At 72.4% G+C, this 20520-nt stretch carries 19 protein-coding genes and 2 pseudogenes; 12 read left to right on the top strand and 9 right to left on the bottom strand.

Features of this window, described 5'->3' with window-relative positions; genetic code table 11:
- The first annotated feature begins 4 nt into the window (after positions 1 to 4).
- From K311_RS0106170 to rapZ, 9 genes are all read left to right on the top strand, one after another.
- The gene (locus K311_RS0106170; protein ID WP_026816590.1) at positions 5 to 559 is read left to right on the top strand and encodes a KdsC family phosphatase; all 555 of its coding nucleotides are present in this window, start codon (positions 5 to 7) and stop codon (positions 557 to 559) included.
- On the top strand, positions 556 to 1113 hold the full coding sequence (gene lptC, locus K311_RS17560; RefSeq protein WP_051239604.1) for an LPS export ABC transporter periplasmic protein LptC: 558 nt from the start codon (positions 556 to 558) through the stop codon (positions 1111 to 1113). Before K311_RS0106170 ends, lptC begins: the two co-directional genes overlap by 4 nt.
- On the top strand, positions 1100 to 1660 hold the full coding sequence (lptA, locus tag K311_RS0106160; RefSeq protein WP_026816589.1) for a lipopolysaccharide transport periplasmic protein LptA: 561 nt from the start codon (positions 1100 to 1102) through the stop codon (positions 1658 to 1660). The genes lptC and lptA overlap by 14 nt, the downstream gene beginning before the upstream one ends.
- Positions 1660 to 2379 (top strand): LPS export ABC transporter ATP-binding protein, encoded by a 720-nt coding sequence (gene lptB, locus K311_RS0106155; protein ID WP_026816588.1) that lies wholly within the window; start codon positions 1660 to 1662, stop codon positions 2377 to 2379. The genes lptA and lptB overlap by 1 nt, the downstream gene beginning before the upstream one ends.
- Positions 2380 to 2411: 32 nt before the next feature.
- Positions 2412 to 3854: an RNA polymerase factor sigma-54 gene (locus tag K311_RS0106150; protein WP_026816587.1), complete on the top strand. Its 1443-nt coding sequence runs from the start codon at positions 2412 to 2414 to the stop codon at positions 3852 to 3854.
- A gap of 201 nt (positions 3855 to 4055) precedes the next feature.
- A complete protein-coding gene (hpf, locus tag K311_RS0106145) occupies positions 4056 to 4382 on the top strand; it encodes a ribosome hibernation-promoting factor, HPF/YfiA family (protein ID WP_026816586.1) in 327 nt (108 codons plus the stop codon).
- A gap of 4 nt (positions 4383 to 4386) precedes the next feature.
- On the top strand, positions 4387 to 4860 hold the full coding sequence (locus K311_RS0106140) for a PTS sugar transporter subunit IIA (protein ID WP_026816585.1): 474 nt from the start codon (positions 4387 to 4389) through the stop codon (positions 4858 to 4860).
- On the top strand, positions 4861 to 5811 hold the full coding sequence (hprK, locus tag K311_RS0106135) for an HPr(Ser) kinase/phosphatase (RefSeq protein WP_026816584.1): 951 nt from the start codon (positions 4861 to 4863) through the stop codon (positions 5809 to 5811).
- The gene (gene rapZ, locus K311_RS0106130; RefSeq protein WP_026816583.1) at positions 5808 to 6683 is read left to right on the top strand and encodes an RNase adapter RapZ; all 876 of its coding nucleotides are present in this window, start codon (positions 5808 to 5810) and stop codon (positions 6681 to 6683) included. Before hprK ends, rapZ begins: the two co-directional genes overlap by 4 nt.
- Positions 6684 to 6755: 72 nt before the next feature.
- On the opposite strand, the gene K311_RS0106125 is transcribed toward rapZ, so the two are convergent.
- The 5 genes from K311_RS0106125 to K311_RS18035 form a co-directional block, all read right to left on the bottom strand.
- Positions 6756 to 7199: a FecR family protein gene (locus tag K311_RS0106125; RefSeq protein ID WP_026816582.1), complete on the bottom strand. Its 444-nt coding sequence runs from the start codon at positions 7197 to 7199 to the stop codon at positions 6756 to 6758.
- Positions 7200 to 7299: 100 nt separating this feature from the next.
- On the bottom strand, positions 7300 to 9015 hold the full coding sequence (gene ptsP / locus K311_RS0106120; protein WP_026816581.1) for a phosphoenolpyruvate--protein phosphotransferase: 1716 nt from the start codon (positions 9013 to 9015) through the stop codon (positions 7300 to 7302).
- A complete protein-coding gene (locus K311_RS0106115) occupies positions 9015 to 9284 on the bottom strand; it encodes an HPr family phosphocarrier protein (protein WP_026816580.1) in 270 nt (89 codons plus the stop codon). Before K311_RS0106115 ends, ptsP begins: the two co-directional genes overlap by 1 nt.
- On the bottom strand, positions 9277 to 9669 hold the full coding sequence (locus K311_RS0106110) for a PTS sugar transporter subunit IIA (RefSeq protein WP_026816579.1): 393 nt from the start codon (positions 9667 to 9669) through the stop codon (positions 9277 to 9279). The genes K311_RS0106115 and K311_RS0106110 overlap by 8 nt, the downstream gene beginning before the upstream one ends.
- A gap of 68 nt (positions 9670 to 9737) precedes the next feature.
- Entirely contained in the window at positions 9738 to 10085 is a 348-nt protein-coding gene (locus tag K311_RS18035; protein ID WP_245570631.1) for a GNAT family N-acetyltransferase, read from the bottom strand.
- On the opposite strand from K311_RS18035, the gene mgtE reads away from it, so the two are divergent.
- Positions 10065 to 11426, top strand: a complete 1362-nt coding sequence (gene mgtE / locus K311_RS0106105; protein ID WP_026816578.1) for a magnesium transporter — start codon at positions 10065 to 10067, stop codon at positions 11424 to 11426. The genes K311_RS18035 and mgtE overlap by 21 nt on opposite strands.
- Positions 11426 to 12124, top strand: a complete 699-nt coding sequence (locus K311_RS15670; RefSeq protein ID WP_051239602.1) for a potassium channel family protein — start codon at positions 11426 to 11428, stop codon at positions 12122 to 12124. Before mgtE ends, K311_RS15670 begins: the two co-directional genes overlap by 1 nt.
- A gap of 137 nt (positions 12125 to 12261) precedes the next feature.
- On the opposite strand, the gene tsaB is transcribed toward K311_RS15670, so the two are convergent.
- The 4 genes and pseudogenes from tsaB to mrcB all read right to left on the bottom strand — a co-directional run.
- Positions 12262 to 12978, bottom strand: a complete 717-nt coding sequence (gene tsaB, locus K311_RS0106095; protein WP_026816577.1) for a tRNA (adenosine(37)-N6)-threonylcarbamoyltransferase complex dimerization subunit type 1 TsaB — start codon at positions 12976 to 12978, stop codon at positions 12262 to 12264.
- A 1-nt stretch (position 12979) separates the two neighbouring features.
- A complete protein-coding gene (gene yoaA / locus K311_RS15665; RefSeq protein WP_043796966.1) occupies positions 12980 to 14974 on the bottom strand; it encodes a DNA repair helicase YoaA in 1995 nt (664 codons plus the stop codon).
- Entirely contained in the window at positions 14975 to 15511 is a 537-nt protein-coding gene (locus tag K311_RS0106085; protein ID WP_026816576.1) for a tetratricopeptide repeat protein, read from the bottom strand.
- A gap of 242 nt (positions 15512 to 15753) precedes the next feature.
- A pseudogene (gene mrcB / locus K311_RS15660) lies at positions 15754 to 18018 on the bottom strand (penicillin-binding protein 1B); the annotation flags it as partial.
- Between the two features lie 80 nt (positions 18019 to 18098).
- Between mrcB and K311_RS19000 the strand changes: the two are divergent.
- Positions 18099 to 19658, top strand: a pseudogene (locus K311_RS19000) (glycosyltransferase family protein); the annotation flags it as partial.
- Positions 19659 to 20520: the final 862 nt, after the last annotated feature.

Raw genomic sequence — 20520 nt, 5'->3', positions numbered from 1 at the left:
GGCCATGTCCCTCGATCCCGAACTGCTGCAGCGCGCCGCGCGCATCCGGCTCGCCTGTTTCGACGTCGACGGCACACTGACCGACGGCGGCCTCGTCTACCACGTGCTCGGCGAGGCGAAGGTCTTCGACGTCGCCGACGGCTTCGGCCTGAAGCTGCTGCAGGAACACGGCATCCACATCGCCTTCATCACCGCCCGCCGCGGCGAGATCGTCGCGGCCCGCGCGAAGGACCTCGGCGTCGAGCACGTGGTGATCGCCAGCCATGACAAGGCGGCGAGCCTGCGCGAGATCGCCGGCCGGCTCGGCATCGATCCCGCGGAAGCCGCGCACATGGGCGACGACCTCAACGACCTGCCGGCGATGGCGATCGCCGGCCTCGCGGCGGCGCCGGCGAACGCGCATCCCTGGGTCGCCGAGCGCGTGCACTGGATCGCCCGCGCCCGCGGCGGCCACGGCGCCGTGCGCGAGTTCTGCGACCTGCTGCTGCAGGCGCGCGGGCTGAAGGAGGCGATCCTCGCCCGCTACGGCGTCGGCGTCGGCGTCGGCGCGCCGCGATGAACCGCACCGCGCTCAACCTCGTGCTGATGGTCGCCTTCGTCGCCGGCGTCTGGCTGCTGTGGCGGCTGCGCGGCGACGAGGAGGTCGTCGCGACGCCGGTGCAGCGCTCCGATTACGTGCTGCGCGACTTCGAGCTGATCGCCCTCGACGAGGAAGGCGCCGAATCCTTCACCGCGCAGGGGCCCTACCTGCAGCGCGACGTCGGCGGCGAGAGCCTGAGCATGGTGCAGCCGCGCTTCACTTTCCCCGCGGCCGGCGGCAACGGCAGCTGGAACGCGCGCGCCGACAATGCCTGGGTGTCGCCCGGCGCGACCGAGGTGCACCTGCTGCACGACGTCAGCATCGTCGGTCCCGCCGGCTCCTCCGGCACGCCGCTGCGCGTCGACACCGAGCGCCTGCTCGTGCTGCCCGACGAGGACGCGCTGCGTTCGGATCATCGGGTGACCATCACGCAGGGCGACTCTATACTCGCCGGCACCGGCCTGCGCGGGGACATGAAGGCCAAGCGCTTCGAGCTTCTGGATCAGGTGAATGCCCGTTATGTCCCACGTTGAATCCCGTTTCCTGCTGCTGCTCGCCCTCGCCGCGCTGGTCTGCGCGCCGGCCGCTTCCGCACGTTCCACCGATCGCGACCAGCCGATGCAGGTCGACGCCGGCAGCGGCGATTTCTGCCTGCAGGACGACTGCGTGTCGCATCTGCGCGACGTGATCATCCGCCAGGGCACGCTGGAGATCCGCGCCGCCACCGCCGACATCCACAAGGTGCGCGGCGACATCGAACGCGTCGTGCTCGCCGGTTCGCCGGCGACCCTCATGCAGGTCGGCGACGACGGCCAGCCGACCAACGCCAGTGCCCAGCGCATCACCTACGTGCTCGCCGACGAACGCATGCTGCTCAGTGGCGACGCGGTGATCCGCCAGCCGCGCGGCGACCTGCGCGGCGACACGGTGACCTACGACATCAATTCCGGCCGCCTGACCGGCGGTGGCGACGGCCGCCGGGTGTCGATGACGATCCTGCCGCGCACGAACCGCGCCGCGGCCCCGGCCCCAGCCACGGACACGCCGGCCGAACCCGCCGCGCCGCCGACCGAAGACTGATGCTCACCGCGACCGGGCTGGCCAAGAGTTACCGCTCGCGGCGGGTCGTCACCGACTTCGGCCTGAGCCTGCGGCCGGGTGAGGTCGTCGGCCTGCTCGGCCCGAACGGCGCCGGCAAGACCACCTGCTTCTACATGATCGTCGGCCTGGTGTCGGCCGACGCCGGGCAGATCCTGCTCGACGGCAAGGACATCACCGCGCTGCCGATGCACGAGCGCGCCCGCCGCGGCCTCGGCTACCTGCCGCAGGAAGCGTCGGTGTTCCGCAAACTCAGCGTCGCCGACAACATCTCGGCGGTGCTCGAGCTGCGCAACGACCTCGACGAGGCCGGCCGCCTGCACGAGCTGTCGGCGCTGATGGAAGAACTGCAGGTCACCCACGTCGCCGACCAGGCCGGCGCCAGCCTGTCGGGCGGCGAGCGCCGCCGCGTCGAGATCGCCCGCGCCCTCGCCGCGGCGCCGCGCTTCATGCTGCTCGACGAGCCCTTCGCCGGCGTCGACCCGATTTCGGTCGGCGAGATCCAGAAGATCGTCCGCCACCTCAAGCAGCGCGGCATCGGCGTGCTGATCACCGACCACAACGTCCGCGAAACCTTGGGGATCTGCGACCGCGCGTATATCCTCAATGCCGGCAGTGTCCTCGCCCAGGGGGCGCCGGAGGACCTGCTGGAGAACCCGGACGTCCGCCGGGTCTACCTCGGCGAATCCTTCCGCCTCTAGCAGGCCGCTGGTCCCGTCCCCCGCGGAGCGCCATGAAACCGACCCTGCAGACCCGGCTAGGCCAGCAGCTGACCCTGACGCCCCAGTTGCGTCAGGCGATCCGGCTGCTGCAGCTGTCGACGCTGGAGCTGGAGGCGGAGCTGACCACCGCGGTCGAGTCCAACCCGCTGCTCGAGCGCGCCGAGGATCTCGAGGACTACGGCCGGAGCGATACGCCACCGTCCGAAGGCGGCGGCGAGGCCCCGACGTCCGACAGCGCCCCCGACCCCGCCCCGTCCGACGACGGCCCGGAGCCGCCGGAAATGGACGGCGAGTGGTACGAATCCAGCCATGGCGCCGGCGAGCGTCGCGGCAACGGCGAGGACGATCCGGAAGAGCTGACCGCCGCCGCGCCGATCGACCTGCACGACCACCTGCTGTGGCAGCTGAGCCTCAGCCACCTGTCGGCGCGCGACATCGCGATCGGCCAGGCCCTGATCGAGGCGATCAACGATGACGGCTACCTGGCATCGCCGATGGCCGACATCGAGGCGACGCTGCTGCCGGAAATCAGTGCCGACCCTGCCGAGATCGAGACCGTCCTGCGCATCGTCCAGCACTTCGACCCGGTCGGCAGCGGCGCCCGCAGCCTGTCCGAATGCCTGACCGTGCAGCTGAGCCTGCTCAGCGACGACACCGCCGGCCTGGGGCTGGCGCGGGAACTGGCGCGGCAGCACCTGGATGCCCTCGCCCGCCTCGGCGCCGAGCGGCTGGCGGCCCAGCTCGGCCGCGACGGCGCGGAAATGCAGGCGGCGGTGGCGCTGCTGAAGTCGCTCGACCCCAAGCCCGGCGCGCGCATCGGTGGCGGCAGCGCCGAATACATCGCCCCGGACGCGATCGCCTACCGCCACGGCGGCGTCTGGAAGGTGCAGCTGTCGGCGCACAGCCAGCCGCGGCTGGCGATCAACCGCCATTACGAACGCCTGATCGGCAAGGCCAGCCGCGAGGACGACAGCTACCTGCGCGGCCAGCTGCAGGAAGCGCGCTGGCTGATCAAGAGCCTGGAGACCCGCGCCGACACCCTGTTGCGGGTGGCGCGGGCGATCGTGCGCCAGCAGAGCGGTTTCCTCGACCACGGCAGCGAGGCGATGCGGCCGCTGACCCTGCGCGAGGTCGCCGAGGAACTGGGCCTGCACGAGTCGACCATTTCCCGGGCCACCACCCGCAAGTTCCTGCGCACGCCGCGCGGCACCTTCGAGTTCAAGCATTTCTTCAGTTCCGGCATCGCCACCGAACATGGCGGTGCCGCCTCGGCGACGGCGATCCAGGCGATGCTGCGCAAGCTGATCGAGGCCGAGAACCCGCGCCAGCCCTTGTCCGACCAGCGGCTGGCGGAATTCCTCAAGGGTGAGGGCATCCCCGTGGCGCGACGAACCGTGGCAAAGTACCGGGAAGCGATGAACATCCCCGCCTCCAACGAACGCCAGCGCCTCTAGCCCTCCCGTAGGAGCGCCTTCAGGCGCGATGCTTCGTGCGTGGAGGGTTCTCGATAAGAGCATCGCGCCTGAAGGCGCTCCTACGGGGGATGGAGGACGGCTGGAACCTTCAGCCCGCGACCCCATCTCAGTATTCGTGACGCGCAAGCGCGACACATCCCATCAAGAGGCGCCCCTGCGGCGCGACAGGAGGAAAGCGACATGCGGATCGAGATCAGCGGCCACCAGATCGACGTGACCCCGGCCCTGCGCGACTACGTCCAGGACAAGCTCGCGCGCGTCGCCCGCCATTTCGACCATCACCTCGAGGCGCGCGTGGTGCTCGCGGTCGACAAACTCGAGCAGAAGGCCGAGGCGACGCTCACGACCACCGGCAAGACCATGCATGCCGACGCGATCGCCCCGGACATGTACGCCGCGATCGACCTGCTGGCCGACAAGCTCGACCGCCTGGTGCTGAAGCAGAAGGAGAAGATGACCGACCATCGCCGCGGCGAATCCCCGGCCCGCACGGACACCTTCGGCTGACGTCATGCATCTGCTGGATCTGCTGAGTCCGGCGCGGGTGCGCACGGAGGTCCCGGTCAGCGGCAAGAAGCGGTTGCTGGAGGTGCTCGCGCGCGTGCTCGCCGACGGTGCCGGCGGCGACAGCGAGGCCGGCATCTACGACACCCTGTGCAGCCGCGAGCGGCTCGGCAGCACCGGCCTCGGCCACGGCGTGGCGATCCCGCACGCGCGCAGTGCGCGTGCGAAGGTCGCCACCGGCGCCTTCGTGCGCCTGGCCGAGGCGGTGGACTTCGGCGCCCCCGACGGCGAACCGGTCGACCTGGTCTTCGCCCTGGTGGTGCCCGAACACTTCGCGCAGCAGCACCTGCTGCTGCTCGCCGGCCTCGCCGAGATGTTCGGCGACGCCGGCTTCCGCGACCGCCTGCGCAAGGCGCCGGACCCGGCCGCCCTGCTCGCCCTGCTCGCCGACTGGCAGGCCACCCACGAGCCGGTGGGCTGAATGACCGACCGCCTGCGGGCCCGCGAACTCTTCGAGGAACTGCGCGAACGCCTCGCGCTGCGCTGGCTCGCCGGCCAGCGTGGCAGCGAGCGGCTGATCGAACGCGGCGAGCACCTGTCGCGGCGGCCCTCGCTCGCCGGCTACCTCAACGTGATCCACCCGAACAAGGTGCAGGTCGTCGGTTCGGCGGAACTGGCCTGGCTCGACGGCCTCGACGCCCGCCAGCGCTGGGAGACGCTGCAGAAGATCATGGACGCGCGGCCACTGGCCCTGGTCATCACCCAGGACCAGAGCTGCCCGAGCGACCTGCGCGAGCTCGCCGAGGAAACCGACACCGCGATCTGGGTGTCGCCACGGCGCGGCTTCGAGCTGCTGAACCTGCTGCAATACCACCTGGCGCGCGCGCTGGCACCGCGGCTGACGCTGCACGGCGTGTTCATGGAGATCTATTCGATCGGCGTGCTGATCACCGGCGACTCCGGCCTGGGCAAGAGCGAACTCGCGCTCGAGCTGATCAGCCGTGGCCATCGCCTGGTCGCCGACGACGCGCCCGAATTCACCCAGATCGCCCCCGACGTGCTCGACGGCACCTGCCCGGAGCTGCTGCAGGACCTGCTCGAGGTGCGCGGCCTCGGCATCATGAACATCCGGCAGATGTTCGGCGACACCGCGGTGAAGCGGAACAAGTACCTGCGCCTGATCGTGCACCTGGTGCGCGCGCAGGAACCGAGCGCCGAGGCGATGGCGCGCATCACCGGCGAGTCCCGCAGCCGCCGCGTGCTCGACCTCGACGTGCCGGTGGTCGAGCTGCCGGTCGCCGCCGGCCGCAACCTCGCGGTGCTCGCCGAGGCGGCGGTGCGCGTGCACCTGCTGCGCCTGAAGGGCGCCGACCCGGCCGTCGCCTTCCTCGCCCGCCACAGCGAATTCCTGCAGCAGAACGAACCCTCATGAACGAACCCGTGCGGCCCCTGCTGATCGTCGTCAGCGGCATGTCCGGCAGCGGCAAGTCGGTGGCCCTGCACACGCTCGAGGACCTCGACTTCTTCTGCACCGACAACCTGCCGGCCGAGCTGCTGCCGCGCTTCGTCACCGCGATCGGCGGCGCCGACAGCGCCCGCCAGCGGCTCGCCGTCGGCATCGACGTGCGCAGCGGCACGATCGACCTGGCGCGGATTCCGGAGTGGCTGTCGGCGGTCGGCGACCTCGGCATCGACTACAAGCTGGTGTTCTTCGACACCCGCGACGAGGTCCTGCTGAAGCGGTATTCCGACACCCGCCGGCGGCATCCGCTGAGCCACGACGGGCTGTCGCTGGCCGATGCGATCCGTCTCGAGCGGCAGGCGATGCGGCCGCTGCTGGCGATCGCCGACCTGGTGATGGACACCTCCGAGCTCAACGTGCACCAGATGCGCCGGCTGGTGCTGACCGAACTCGGCATCGAGGCGCAGCAGGGCATGTCGCTGCTGTTCGAGTCCTTCGCCTACAAGCGCGGGCTGCCGGCCGACGCCGATTTCGTGTTCGACGCGCGCGCGCTGCCGAACCCGCACTGGGACACGCGGCTGCGGCCGCTGTCCGGGCGTGACGCGGGGGTGCGCGACTTCCTGGATGCCGACCCCGCGACGCAGGCCTTCGTCGCGCAGGTCACCGCCTTCCTCGACGACTGGGTGCCGCGTTTCGAGTCCGGCACCCGCAGCTACTTCACGGTGGCCTTCGGCTGCACCGGCGGACGCCACCGCTCGGTCTACCTGGCCGAGACGATGGCCCGGCATTTCCGCGATGCCGGTCGCGACGCGGTGCTGACCTTCCACCGCGAACTCGAATAACGCGACCGGACCCGGAAATGAAACGGGCCGGCGTTGTCGCCGGCCCGTCGGGAAGCACGCGAGTGCATCGGATCAGGGGCTGACCGGCACGTCGAACTCGGCGTCCTTCTCCGAAATCAGCAGGATGGTCACGCCCATGACGCCGGCGACGACCAGGCCGGTGGCGCCGGCACTGCCACCGGCGCTGCCGACGGCCTGGGCGTACTGGCGCGGCACCGGCTGCACCGCGGCGACGGCACCGGCGCAGGGGGACATTTCCGGAACCACGACCATCGAGCCGGCCTCGACCACGAGCGGGCAGCCGTCCGCGAAGGTCAGCTGGGCGGTACCGCCTTCCATCACGAGCACGCGCTCGCCGGGCTGCAGGGCCTGGCCGTCGGCGGCGGTGACGAATTCGTCCCCCGCATTGACCATCACGACGCCGTCCTGGGCGGACAGGGTCGCGACCGGTTCGGCGGCGAAGGCCACCGAGGCTGCGCTGAGGGAAAGAGCGAGGGCGAGCAGTCGGCGCTTCATCTGGACATCTCCGTGACGGGGGTTGGCGGAGGGACGGTCGGTTTGGCCATCCTTCTACTCCGGGTGTCAACGCGGTGCAAACGAGGGACCGGACGCGCTGTCAGGTCCGTGCCAGCCAGCCCTCGATCCCGGCCCGGTCGTGGACCCGCAGCAGGGTCGCGGCGCGCCGGCGCAGGCGGCCGAAGTCGGCCGCGCGGACCGCCCGCCGGACCTCCAGCAGGCTGCCGGGATGCAGGCTCAGGTCGCGCAGGCCCAGGGCCAGCAGCAGCGGCACGTTGTCGGGGTCGGCGGCCATCTCGCCACAGACGGTGACGCCGATGCCCTCGCGGCGGGCATAGGCGAACAGTTCCGACAGCAGCCGCAGCAGGGCCGGGTGCCTCGGCGTGTACAGGTCGGCCAGGGCCTCGTGGTTGCGGTCCACCGCCAGCAGGTACTGCACCAGGTCGTTGGTGCCGACCGACACGAAATCGACCAGGTCGACGAAGTCCGGCAGGGCCAGCGCGGCCGCCGGCACTTCGACCATCGCACCCAGTTCGACCTGGTCGCCGGCCTGCACCGCGTCCGCGCGGAGCCCGGCGCGGACCTGTTCGATCAGCTGCGCCACCGCCAGCATCTCCTCGCGGCCGCTGACCATCGGCACCAGGATCCGCACGGGACCGTAGGCGGCGGCGCGCAGGATCGCCCGCAACTGGGTCGCGAACAGGGCCGAGTGCCGCAGCGACAGGCGCACGCCGCGCAGCCCGAGGGCCGGATTCGGCTCGCTGCGCAGGGCCAGGCCGGTGTGGTCGGCCTTGTCGGCGCCGAGGTCGAGGGTGCGGATGGTCACCGGGCGCCCGGCCATGCCGAGCACGAGGTCGCGGTAGGCGAGGAACTGCTCCTCCTCGGTCGGCAGCTCGCGGCGCTGCATGAACAGGAATTCGGTGCGGTACAGGCCGACGCCGTCGGCGCCGAGGGCATGCGCCTCGGCGACGTCGGTGCGGGTCTCGGCATTCGCCCAGAGGCGGACGTCGACACCGTCGACGGTGCGGGTCGGCTGCCGGCGCAGGCGAGTCAGCTGTGCCTGTTCGCGACCGGCGCGGGCGGCGCGGCGGTGGTAGTCGCGCAGGTCGCGGGCGTCGGGTTCCAGCAGCAGTTCGCCGCTGCCGCCGTCGACGATCAGGGCGTCGCCGTCGTTGGCCACCGCGAGGACGTCGCCGGCGCCGACCACCAGCGGCAGATGCAGGCTGCGCGCGAGGATCGCGCTGTGCGACAGCGGGCTGCCGGTGGCGGTCACCACCGCGACCACGCCCTGGGCCTGCAGGTCGGCCAGTTCCTGCGGGGCGATCGTCTCGCAGACCAGGATGTCGCCGGACAGGCCGGTGGCGCCGTCGTCGCCGCGCCGGTGCAGGGCGGCGTGGATGCGGCCGACGACGTGGTCGAGGTCCTCGCGGCGGCTGCGGAAATAGTCGTCCTGCATGCCCTCGAACACCGCCGCCAGGCGGTCGCGCTGCAGCTTAAGGGCGTAATCGGCGCCGTAGCGGCCGATGCGCACGAGTTCGTCGAGCCCCTGCAGCAGTTCCGGGTCGTCGAGGATCATCGCGTGCAGGTCGAGGAACTCGCCGACCTCGTGCGCGAGGGCGCCGTGCAGGCGTTCGCGCAGGGCGCGCAGTTCGTCGCGGGTCTGGGCGATCGCGGCGTGCAGGCGCGCGATCTCGGCCTCGACCTCGCCGGCCGCGATCCGGCGCTCGTCGACCACCAGCGCCTGCGGGTGGCGAACGCGCACGCGACCCAGGGCGATCCCCTTCGAGGCGCCGTGGCCGCGCAGCGCCCGCCGCATCAGCCGTCCTCGTCGAAACGACGCTCGAACAGCGCCGCCGCGGCCTCGGCCGCCGCCGCCTCGTCCTCGCCGTCGCAGCGCAGCAGCAGGCTGGCGCCGGGGGCGGCGGCGAGCAGCAGCACGCCCATGATGCTCTTGGCGTTCACCTCGCGGCCGCGGCCGGTCAGCGTCACCTGCGCCTTGTAGGCCGACAGCAGTTGCACGAGTTTGGCCGCGGCCCGCGCATGCAGGCCGAGCCGGTTGGACACCCGCAGTTCGCGCTCAAGCATCGTCCTGTATCACTCCATTGCGGGCGCCGGCGGCCGCCGTCCGCGCCAGCTCGTCCAGTTCCAGATCGGGATAGTTCTGCACCCGCAGCAGCATCGGCAGGCTCAGGCCGCTGACCCGCCGCGCCGGGGTGCCCAGCCGCGACAGCGCCGCGGCCAGCCGCGACGGCGTCGCGCCGTAGAGGTCGACCAGCACCAGCACGCCGTCGCCGCCGTCGACGCGGCGCAGCGCCGCGCTGGCGGCCGGCAGCTGCTCGTCGGCGCCGTCCTCCCAGGCCACCTCGAACACCCCGGTCGGCAGCGGCAGCGGCGACAGCAGCCGCCGCGCCGCGGCGAGCAGCGCAGTCCCGACGCCCTCATGGGTGAGGAGGAGGATTCCGACAGGCATGGCGGAACATTAGCAGGAGCCGTTCGCGGTTCGTACGCGCTGGTCCGCGGGAACGGCCCGCGCGCCGCTCACACGGCCGGCGGCCGGCGCAGGGAATGGAAGGCGATGTCGCGGCGGGTGCGGAAACCGATGCGCCCGTACAGCCCTTTCGCATGCGTGTTGTGGTGGGCGACGTGCAGGAAGGGCAGCCGGCCCGAGGCAAGGATGTCATTCGCCAGCAGGCAGGTCAGCCGGCGCGCGTAGCCGCGGCCGGTGAAGTCGGGGTGGGTGCAGATGGCGCTGAGTTCGCGGGATCGTCGTGAGCGCGGTGTGGAAGGGATTGTCGAGTTCGTGCACGGACATAGGCGTACCGGCGGAGCGCCCGCATAATACGCGCGCCTCAACGGGAGCGAGCGATGGCCGACGCCGTGCGCCACGACAAGACCGCGCGCCAGCTGCGTCTGCTTTCCGACGCGCTGGACACCGGCCGTCTCGGCCCGGTGCGGCGGCTCGTCAACACGCTCTCCCCGGCCGAGATCGGCAACCTGCTCGAATCGCTGCCGGTCGCCAAGCGCGCGATCGTCTGGGGCCTGGTCGACCCCGAGGACGACGGCGAGGTGCTGGTGCACGTCGGCGAGGACGTGCGCGAGAGCCTGCTCGCGGAGATGGACGAGGACGAGATCGTCGCCGCGGTCGAGGACCTCGACATCGACGACCTCGCGCTGCTCGCCGAGGACCTGCCGGACACGGTGATCGAGGAGGTCCTGAAGTCGATGGACCGCGAGAACCGCGAGCGGCTCGAGCAGGTCCTGAGCTACGGCGAGGACACCGCCGGGCGCCTGATGAACCCGGACGTGATCACGGTGCGCGCCGACGTCACCGTCGACGTCGTGCTGCGCTACCTGCGCCTGCGCGGCGAGATCCCCGAGCACACCGACCACCTGTTCGTGGTCAGCCGCCGCCACCAGTACCTCGGCCGGGTCGCGATCGCGGCCCTGCTGACCCACGACGTGTCGACCCCGATCAACGAGCTGATCGACGACGAGCAGCCGGCGATCGCGGTCGACACCTCGTCCGACGAGGTCGCCTCGCAGTTCTCGCACCACGACTGGATCTCTGCGCCGGTGGTCGACGGCAACAACATCCTGCTCGGGCGCATCACCATCGACGACGTCGTCGACATCATCCGCGAGCAGGGCGAGCACCAGGCGCTGAGCGCCGCCGGTCTGGACGAGGACGAGGACCTGTTCAGCCCGGTGCCGCGCGCCTTCCGCCGCCGCGTGGTGTGGCTGGCGGTCAACCTGGGCACGGCCTTCCTGGCCTCGGCGGTGGTCGGCCAGTTCCAGGGCACGATCGACCGGCTCGTCGCGCTGGCGGTGCTGATGCCGATCGTCGCCGGCATGGGCGGCAATGCCGGCACCCAGGTGCTGGCGCTGATGGTGCGCGGCCTCGCGCTCGGCCAGGTCGGCGCCTCCAACGTGCGGCCGCTGGTGTGGAAGGAAGTGCGGGTGGCCCTGCTCAACGGCCTGCTGATCGGCGGCGTCGTCGGGCTGGCGACCTGGGCCTGGTTCCACGACCACGAACTGGCGCTGGTGATCTTCGGCGCGATGATCATCAACCTGCTGTCGGCGGCGCTGGCCGGCGTGCTGGTGCCGCTGACCCTGAAGCGGCTGCGGCTCGATCCCGCGCTGGCCGGCGGCGTCGTGCTGACCACGGTCACCGACGTGATGGGCTTCTTCTCGTTCCTCGGCCTGGCGACCCTGGTGCTGCTGCGGTGATGATCCGCCCGGAGACGGTGCGCCGGATCGCCGCGCTGCCGAACGCCGGGCTGCTGCTGTCGCTGCTGGCGCTGGTCCTGCTCTACCCCTTCCTCGAACCGCGTCCGGAAGGGCGCGCGGCGATCGCGATCTGGGACCTGCTGATCCTGGTGCTGGCGCTGCGCGCGGCGAGCGCGACCGGACCGGAGCACCGCATCGGCTACCTGCTGGCGATCCCGGCGATCGCGTTGCACGTGGTCGCCTCCTTCGTGCCCGGCCCCGGCTGGCTGCAGGCGAACTTCGCGACGCAGGCGATGTTCCATGCCTTCGTCTGCGTCTGCCTGCTGCGCTACATCCTGCGGGACGAGGTGATGACCCTCGACGAGCTGTTCGCGGCGGCCGGCTGCTACGTGCTGATGGCCTTCGTGTTCGCCTATGTCTATGCCCTGGTCGAGCGTTATTCGCCGGGTTCCTTCGCGGTGGCCTCCGACACCGATCCGGTGCTGCTGACGAGCTGGTTCGAGCTGCTGTATTTCAGCTTCACCGCGCTGACCAGCGTCGGCTTCGGCGACATCACGCCGGTCAACAACCACGCGCGCTCGCTGGTGATGATCGAGCAGATGGTCGGCGTGCTCTATCTCGCGCTGATCATCTCGCGGCTGGTGGCGTTGCAGGCGGCACGGGTGAGAAACGAGAAACGAGGAACGAGAAACGAGTGAAGCGCTCGCGGCTCTCGCCGGTAACGCGCCTTCGGAATGCCGCATCTGATCACGCGAGATGCGGCGATCATGGCTGGTCTCTGCGGGATTCATCGGCGGCATTCGAAGAGCGAGAGCCCGCGCGCGCAGCGCGCGCTTCACTCGTTTCCCGTTCCTCGTTTCTCGTTTCCCGCTTTCAGCGCCTGCTGCTCGGCGATCGTGAGCGCGACGTTGTCGCGCAGGTACGCGGGCTCCAGGGCATCGGGCGGGATCGCTTCGCCGCGGGCGTAGGCCGCCGCGGCGAGTTTCGCGAGGTCGGCGGCGTGTGGCAGTGCTGTCGCATCGACGGCGTGCAGCCGGTCGCCGAAGCGCATCACCAGGGCGCCGTCGGCGGCGGCGAAGCCGGTGCCGATGCCGTGCGACGGTGCTGCGGGCAGCGGGGCTTCGCTCGGGGACAGGATGATCTCGGGGCCGGCGGCGGTGACGAGGCCATCGGGGCCGCGCTGGAATTCGCCGAGGTAGACCTCGCCCATGCGCGCATCGATCGCGGCGACGATGTGCTCGCGGCGGCCCTGCATCGCCAGCACGGCGAGGGTGGAAACGGGCAGCACCGGGCGGTCGAGGGCGAGCGCCAGCCCCTGCGCCAGCGCGATCGCGAGGCGGACGCCGGTGAACGCGCCGGGGCCGCGGCCGACGGCGATCGCGTCGAGCTGCGATTTGCCGATGCCCGCCTCCGCGAGCAGTTGCTCCGCCCAGGGCAGCACCCGCTTCGTGTGCATGCGCGGCGCCAGTTCGTGCCGCTCGCGCACATCGCCGTCGACGTACACGGCTACGGAGCAGGCTTCGGTCGCGGTTTCGATCGCCAGCAAACGCATGTCAGAACTCCGGTTCGGGCGCCGCGGTCGCCGTCGCGCTCCCGGCGAAGAATGCCTGCACGTCGGCGAGCGCGCGCGTGCGCGGGAACGGCGGCAGGCTGGCGAAGAAGCTGCGGCCGTAGCTCTTGCTGACCAGGCGCGGGTCGCAGAGCACGAGCACACCGCGGTCGCGGTCGCTGCGGATCAGCCGGCCGACGCCCTGCTTCAGTGCGATGACCGCCTGCGGCAGCTGTTCGTCGCGGAAGGGCTGGCCGCCGCGGCGGCGCACCGCCTCCAGCCGCGCCTCGAGCACCGGATCACCGGGCGAGGCGAACGGCAGGCGATCGATCACCACGAGGCTGAGCGCCTCGCCGGCGACGTCGACGCCTTCCCAGAAGCTGGCGGCGCCGAGCAGCACGCCGTTGCCGGACTCGCGAAAGCGTTCGAGCAACACGTTGCGCGGCGCGGTGCCCTGCACGAAGAGCGGCCAGGGCGCGTCCTGCATCTGCTCGGCGGCCTCGCGCAGCGCGCGGTGCGAGGTGAACAGCAGGAAGGCGCGGCCGTTCGAGGCCTCCAGCACCGGCCAGATCGCGTCGAGCATCGCCGGCACGTAATCGCGCTGGTTCGGCTCGGGCAGGCCGGGCGGCAGGTAGCACAGAGCCTGGTCCGGCCAGTCGAACGGACTGGGCTGCAGCAGGGTGCGCGGCGCCTCGAGGCCGAGGCGGCGGCCGATGTGCTCGAAATCGCCGGCGACCGCCAGCGTCGCCGAGGTGAAGATCCACGCGGCCCGGCTCTTCTCGCGATACGCGCGCAGCGGCGCCGACACGTCGAGCGGCGTGCGCTGCAGCATGAAACCGCGCTGCGTGAGCTCGAACCACAGCACGGAAAAGGGCTCTGACCCCGGTTGTTCCGGAGCCTCGGCCCCGGGAAGGTATCCCGGCTTTTCACCGACCCACGCCCGCAGGCGCTTGAGCAGCTCCCCCGCCCGCGCCGCCAGCGCCGCGAAGCCCGGCGACGACTCCGCCAGCGGCGCCAGCGCGGCATCGAGCTGGACCAGCGCGCGGTCGAGCCCGGCCAGGGCCTCGGCGATCCGCGGCGTCGCGAGCAGCCGCGCCTGCGGCCCGCGCTGCGGCAGGCCTTCCATCGCCAGGCGGGTGTCGCGCATCGTGCGCTCGAGGTCCTGCGCCGGCGTCATCACCGTCGCCAGTGCGCCGGTGACGTTGCGGCACTCCGCGAGGCTGTCGCGGGCGAGGTCGAGCAGCTGCCGCGCCGACACCGCCTCGCCGAAGAACTGCGCCGCGAGTTCCGGCAGCTGGTGCGCCTCGTCGAGCACGAAGGCGGCGGCGCCGGGCAGGATCTCGCCGAAACCCTCGGCCTTCAGTGCGAGGTCGGCGAGCAGCAGATGGTGGTTCACGACGACGACGTCGGCGGCCTGGGCCTGCTGCCGCGCCTTCGCGACGAAGCACTCTTCCCAGAACGGGCATTCGGCGCCGAGGCAGTTGTCGGCCGTCGAGGTGACCTGCGGCCACAGCGGCGAGTCCTCGGCGATGTCGGCCAGTTCGGCGAGGTCGCCGCGCAGCGTCCGACCGCTCCAGGCGACGACGCGCTGGAACTGCGCCGCGACCTCGCGGCTGGCGAAACGCTCGCCCTTCGCCTGCTCCATGCGGTACAGGCACAGGTAGTTCGCGCGGCCCTTCAGCAGCGCCGTCTTCAGGCCGGCGGCGAGGGCGCTGCGCACGCGCGGCAGGTCGCGGTGATAGAGCTGGTCCTGCAGCGCACGGGTGCCGGTGGAGATGATCACCCGCTTGCCGGACAGCAGCGCCGGCACGAGGTAGGCATAGGTCTTGCCGGTGCCGGTGCCGGCCTCGGCGACGAGGGTGGCGCCGTCGTCGATCGCGTCGGCCACCGCCTCGGCGAGATGGCGCTGCGCCTCGCGCGGCACGTAGCCGTCGAGGCCGAGCGCCAGCGGCCCGTCGGCGGCGAGCGCCGCCAGGGCCAGGTCCGCGAGCCTGTCCACTTACATCCGGACCGGCGGCGCGACCGTGCAGCGGGCGATCTGGGCGCCGGCGTTCGCGGCACCGACGGCGTCGCCGCGGGCGAGCCGCGACTGTTCGACCGTCGCCCAGTTGCGCCGGCACAGGCCGCCGAGCTTCGGGCCGCGTTCGTAGGAGCTGTTCGCCAGCTGCTCGGCCTGTTCCCAGGCGCGGCGCAGCAGCGCCAGTTCGGCCTTCCACTGCAGCAGGTCGGGGTCGTCGACGCTGATCGCCAGCGCGCGGTCGAGCGCGGCCTCGGCGTCGCGCAGGCGGCCGGCGCGTTCCTGTGCCGCGGCGGCGTCACGCAGGTCCTCGACCTGCGGGTCGCGCAGCGGTTGCACTTCCAGCTCGACGCCGGTCTGGCCGGCGGCGCGCACCGCCGCGACCATGGCCGGCGGATCCAGCGGCGCCGGGCCGGCGCGGCGCGGCGCCGGTGCCGGCGCGGACGGACCGCTGCTGCAGGCGGCGAGCGCGGTCGCCGTGGCGACGGCGAGGAGGAGGCGGGGGAGCGGTCGGTTCATGCGTCGGCTTCTCAGGGACGGCGTTGCCGCCAACGTTCACGGGTGCGGCTGCGGTCGCGCAAGTCGCGGATCCGCTCGCGTTCGGCGTCGATTTCTTCCCCGCGTGAACGGGGCGCGTCGCGGCGGTCGTCGCTGCGCTCGGCGCCGCGCTCGTCGCGGTCCGCGCGCTCGTCGGCGCGGTCGCCGCCGCCGAAGCGGAACCAGTCGAGCCAGTCGCGCTCGCGGCAGCTGGCGTGGTCCGGCGGCAGGTAGCCGGCGACGAAGGGGAAGCGGCGGGCGCCCTCGCAGTCCTCTTCGGTGGTCGCGAAGCGGTCGGCGGCGACCCAGCCGTATTCGAGGCCGGCGTCGCCGACGTCGAGCGGCGCCGTCGGCAGCTTCGTGAACAGCGCCGACCACACCTTCATCGCGCCGGTGGAGCCGTACAGCCCGGTCGGCTCGTTCTGGTCGTTGCCGACCCAGACCACCGCCAGGTGGTCGCCGGTGTAGCCGGCGAACCAGCTGTCGCGGCTGTCGTTGCTGGTGCCGGTCTTGCCGGCCGGGGACAGCCGGCCGAGGCCGTCGTTGAGCAGCGCGCGGCCGGTGCCGTTGCGCACCGCGTCCTGCAGCGCGACGGTGACCAGGCGGGCGGCGATCGCATCGCCTTCCTGCGCCGGCTGGGTATCGAAGTCGTAGCGGTTGATCGCCGCGCCCTGCGGATCGAGCACCGCCCGCACCGCACGCAATGGCTGGATGCGGCCGCCGGACGCGAGGAACTGGTAGCTCTGCGCCATCGCGAACGGGCTGAGGTCGACCGCGCCGAGGATCAGCGAGGGATTCGCCGGCGCGCGCAGGCCGGCCAGCACCTTCAGCAGCTCGGCGAGGCGATCGGGGCCGACGTCCATGCCGATGCGCACCGTCGCCTGGTTGTAGGAGCGCGACAGCGCGTCCATCAGGCTGACGGTGCCGTGGCTGCGGCCGTCGGCATTGTCCGGCGACCAGGTGCGGCCGTTCGCCAGCGTCACCGTGACCGGCGTGTCCTCGACCGGCGTCGCCAGCGACCAGCGGTCGGGCTGCGCCAGCGCCAGCAGGTAGACCATCGGCTTGAGCAGCGAACCGACCGGGCGCTGCGCTTCGAGCGCGCGGTTGAAGCCGGGCTGGTCGGGCACGCGGTTGCCGACCATCGCCAGCACCTCGCCGGCGTGGGCATCGGTGACGACCAGGCCGGCCTGCAGCGGCGGGCCGTCGGCGCGCTGCACCTTGCCGAGGGTGTCGCTGACCGCCTGTTCGGACAGCAACTGGGCCGACGGCGCCAGCGTCGTCAGCACCGTCAGGCCGGCGCCGCGCAGGGCGTCGGCCGGGTAGTCGCGGGCGAGCTGGCGGCGGACCAGGTCCATGAAGGCCGGATTGCGGTTGCGCGCCAGGCCCGGCCGGGCGCTGACCCCGAGCGGCGCGGCGCGGGCGCGCGCGGCCTCTTCCGGCGGGATCAGCTCGAGTTCCTCCCACACCGACAGCACCAGGTCGCGCCGTTCCTTCGCGCGTTCCGGATGCCGGCGTGGGTCGTAGGTCGGCGGTCCCTTCACCATGCCGACCAGCAGGGCCATGTCCTCGGTGCGCAGGCTGGACAGGTCGCGGCCGAACCAGAACTCGCTGGCGGCGGCGACGCCGTGCACGGCCTGGTTGCCCTGCTGGCCCAGATAGACCTGGTTGAGATAGGTCTCGAGGATCCGCTCCTTGTCGTAGCGGAACTCGATGATCAGCGCGTAGGCGGCTTCCTTGAGCTTGCGCGACCAGTTCACGTCGCGGCTCAGGAACAGGCTGCGCACCAGCTGCTGGGTCAGGGTGCTGGCGCCCTGCTCGATCTCGCCCTCGCGCAGGTTCACCCAGGCCGCGCGCAGCACGCCCCAGGGGTCGACGCCGTGGTGGTGCTTGAAGTTGCGGTCCTCGACCGCCTGCAGGCCGGTGACCAGCAGCGAGGGCACGTCGCGGATGCGCACCAGCCGGCGCTCCTCCTGCACGTTGCCGTACAGGGTGGCGATACGTGCCGGGTCGATGCGGGCGGCAGCCAGCGGCTTGTCGGCGGCGCGGTCGCGCAGGGCCTGCACGCGACCGCCGGCGAGCACGACCTCGATGCGCGCCCGCGGCACCGGCCCGTCGACGTCGGTGAAGCCACGGGTGGCGATGCGGAAGCGGTCGCCATTGCGCTGGTAGGTCGCCGGGGTGTCACCGACGCCGTCGTCGCGATAGCCGGCGGCCAGCAGATCGATCTCCAGCGTCGCCGCGTCGAGCCGGATGCCCGGCGCCAGCGCCAGCGGCCGCGCATAGACGCGGGTCGGCACCTGCCAGCGCAGCGCCTCGAACTCGGCGCGCACCTGCTTGTCGAGCACGTAGAAGACCGGGATGCCGACCACCAGCGCCAGCGCGAACAGCACCAGGGCGCCTCGCAGCAGCCAGCGCAGCCAGCGCCGGCGCGGGGGACTGTTGCGTGAGGTGTCGCGGGATTTTCCGGGGGAGGCGTTCTTGCGCGGCACGGACGTGGATAATCCGGAATTCGCCCGAGTCTAGCAGCCCGCTCCGAAGGGCCCCTACCCCGAGACTGAACGAAAGACGCATGGATGCTTCCCGCCTTCCGGTCCTGACGCTGTGGTCGCCCACCGCCTTCACGGGCGATGCCCTGCGCCCACGCGGGATCCCGGCGGCGCTGCGGCTGATCGACGACGTCGCCGCCGACGCCGAAGCGGCCCTGGCCGCGGCGGTGGCCACCCACCCGGGGCGCGATGTGCTGCTGATGCAGGCCGACGCGGCGCTCGACGTCGACGGCTGGCGGCGACTGGAAGCGGCATGGCGCGACGGCGGCTGGGACGTGCTCAGTCCGGTCGACGGCGACGACGCCGCGGCCTGGACCTTCGGCGAACACGCGAGCGTCGCCGCGACCGCCTGGAATCCGCGCTGCAGCCTGTGGTGCGCCGACGCGGCGCGGCGGCATGGGAACGCGTCGGGGCGAGCGCTGCGCCTGGGCCGCCTGCCCTGCGTCGGCGTTCCCGCCGCCGCCGCCGATGCGCCTGCGGACTCGGGCACCCCGGTCCTGCGCCCCGGCGAGGAAGTCGTGCTGCACGTGCTGCACAGCTGGGGCGGCGGCGCCGAACGTTTCGTGCGCGACCTGATCGCCGGCGACGGCGAACGCGCGCACCTGGTGCTGGTCGCGCACAACGACGGCGACCAGCCGCCGTTCGGTCGCCGCCTCGCCCTGTACCACGACCTCGACGCGGCGCCGCTGCGCGAGTGGGCGCTGTCGGCGCCGATCGTCGACACCGCCGAACAGGCGCCGGAGGTGCAGGCGATCCTCGCGGCGCTGCTGCCGGAATGGGGCATCGGCGCGGTGATCGTGTCCTCGCTGATCGGGCACAGCCTCGACGTGCTGCGCACCGGCCTGCCGACCGCGCTCTGCGTGCACGACGCCTACCCGGTGTGGCCGCTGCTGCACGACGAGCGCGACCCCCGCCGCGAGCCCTTCGACAGCGACGCCCTCGCCGCCGGCCTGGCCGACCCCGGCAACCTGTTCACCGGCCGCGACGCCGCCGGCTGGCGCCGCCTGCGCGACGCCTGGCTCGATGCGCTCGACCACGCCGGCGCCCGCCTGGTCGCCCCGAGCGCCTTCGCCTGCGAGCGGCTGTGCGCGATCGAGCCGGAGCTGCGCGAGCACGACTGGAAGATCCTGCCGCACGGGCTGGCGCCGCTGCCGCCGTCGCGCGAACCGGTGCGGCCACGGCCGGCCGGCGCGCCGCTGCGGGTGCTGGTGCCCGGCCGCCTGCACGGCGGCAAGGGCGAGCACCTGATCGCCGCGCTGCTGCCGCTGCTGCCGGACGACGTCGAGCTGGTGCTGCTCGGCGCCGGCCACGCCGGCGCGCGTTTCGAGGGCCTGCCGCAGGTGCGGGTGATCCGCGACTACCACCGCGACGACCTGCCGACGTGGATCGCGCGCCTGCAGCCCGACCTCGCGCTGATCGCTTCCACCGTGCCGGAGACCTTCAGCTACACGCTGTCGGAGATGCAGGCACTCGGCCTGCCGGTGCTGTGCGCGGCGCCCGGCGCGCCACGCGAACGCCTGCGCTTCGGCGGCGGCCTGGCGGTGGCGACCGATGCCGGGGCGGTGGCGATCGAACTGCAGCGGCTGGCCGCCGACCGCCGCGCCCTCGCCGACCTGCGTGCCGCCGAGCCGCCGCAGCCCGACCTCGCGGCGATGGCCGAAGCCTGGCGCCTGCTGCTGCCGGTGGCGCCGGTGCCGCTGATGCTGCCGCCGGCCGACGCCGGCCAGCTGCGCCTGCAGCAGGCGCTGGCGGTGCTGGCCGAAACCACGCGCCAGCTCCAGGAAAGCCGCGCCGCGCAGCAGCGCGCCGACGCCGAGCTGGTGTCGCGCGCCGACTGGGCTCACGACCTGCAGCGGCAGATCGACGCCGCGGTCGCGCAATTGCAGACCACCCAGCGTGAGCTCGACGACCGCACCGGCTGGGCGCATGCCCTGCAGCGCGAGATCGAAGCGCTGCGCGCGCAGGGTGGCGACGACGAGGCGCTGGCGGCGCTGCGCCGCAAGGCCGCCGACCTGCAGGATGCGGTCGCGTCCTTCGAGGCGCTGCGTGCCGCCGACGCCGCCTCCCTCGCCGGCCTGCGCGACGAACTCGCGGAATGCCGCCGCCAGCTCGCGGCGCAGGACGCGGCCGTGCGCGAACTCGCCGCCGCCGAGGCCGAGGCCAGCGCCGCCGTCGACGAACTGCAGCGCCGCCTGCAGACCGCCGACGAGATCGCCGTCGAGGACGCCGCCGAACTCGCCGAACTCAGCGCCCGAATCGGCACGCTCGAGCGCGAACTCGCCGAATCGCACCGCTACTACGAAACCGACACCACCGACCTCATCCGCCAGCGCGACGTCGCGATCGCCCAGCGCGATGCCTTCGAGGCCGAACTCGCGGCGCTGAAGGGAAAATCCGCCCGGCGCCCGTGGTCGCGGCTCGGCGGCGCCCTGCGCGACCGCGCCC

Source organism: Arenimonas composti TR7-09 = DSM 18010 (assembly GCF_000426365.1).
Classification (GTDB): Bacteria; Pseudomonadota; Gammaproteobacteria; order Xanthomonadales; family Xanthomonadaceae; genus Arenimonas; species Arenimonas composti.
Note: the sequence above shows the minus strand (reverse complement) of the source record. Positions and strands in the feature narration are given on the sequence as shown.

Bases quoted from the DNA above. Each gene is read 5' to 3' on its own strand.
- K311_RS0106170 (WP_026816590.1), top strand. From the start codon at position 5: ATGTCCCTCGATCCCGAACTGCTGCAGCGCGCCGCGCGCATCCGGCTC.
- lptC (WP_051239604.1), top strand. From the start codon at position 556: ATGAACCGCACCGCGCTCAACCTCGTGCTGATGGTCGCCTTCGTCGCC.
- lptA (WP_026816589.1), top strand. From the start codon at position 1,100: ATGTCCCACGTTGAATCCCGTTTCCTGCTGCTGCTCGCCCTCGCCGCG.
- lptB (WP_026816588.1), top strand. From the start codon at position 1,660: ATGCTCACCGCGACCGGGCTGGCCAAGAGTTACCGCTCGCGGCGGGTC.
- K311_RS0106150 (WP_026816587.1), top strand. From the start codon at position 2,412: ATGAAACCGACCCTGCAGACCCGGCTAGGCCAGCAGCTGACCCTGACG.
- hpf (WP_026816586.1), top strand. From the start codon at position 4,056: ATGCGGATCGAGATCAGCGGCCACCAGATCGACGTGACCCCGGCCCTG.
- K311_RS0106140 (WP_026816585.1), top strand. From the start codon at position 4,387: ATGCATCTGCTGGATCTGCTGAGTCCGGCGCGGGTGCGCACGGAGGTC.
- hprK (WP_026816584.1), top strand. From the start codon at position 4,861: ATGACCGACCGCCTGCGGGCCCGCGAACTCTTCGAGGAACTGCGCGAA.
- rapZ (WP_026816583.1), top strand. From the start codon at position 5,808: ATGAACGAACCCGTGCGGCCCCTGCTGATCGTCGTCAGCGGCATGTCC.
- K311_RS0106125 (WP_026816582.1), bottom strand. From the start codon at position 7,199: ATGAAGCGCCGACTGCTCGCCCTCGCTCTTTCCCTCAGCGCAGCCTCG.
- ptsP (WP_026816581.1), bottom strand. From the start codon at position 9,015: ATGCGGCGGGCGCTGCGCGGCCACGGCGCCTCGAAGGGGATCGCCCTG.
- K311_RS0106115 (WP_026816580.1), bottom strand. From the start codon at position 9,284: ATGCTTGAGCGCGAACTGCGGGTGTCCAACCGGCTCGGCCTGCATGCG.
- K311_RS0106110 (WP_026816579.1), bottom strand. From the start codon at position 9,669: ATGCCTGTCGGAATCCTCCTCCTCACCCATGAGGGCGTCGGGACTGCG.
- mgtE (WP_026816578.1), top strand. From the start codon at position 10,065: ATGGCCGACGCCGTGCGCCACGACAAGACCGCGCGCCAGCTGCGTCTG.
- K311_RS15670 (WP_051239602.1), top strand. From the start codon at position 11,426: ATGATCCGCCCGGAGACGGTGCGCCGGATCGCCGCGCTGCCGAACGCC.
- tsaB (WP_026816577.1), bottom strand. From the start codon at position 12,978: ATGCGTTTGCTGGCGATCGAAACCGCGACCGAAGCCTGCTCCGTAGCC.
- K311_RS0106085 (WP_026816576.1), bottom strand. From the start codon at position 15,511: ATGAACCGACCGCTCCCCCGCCTCCTCCTCGCCGTCGCCACGGCGACC.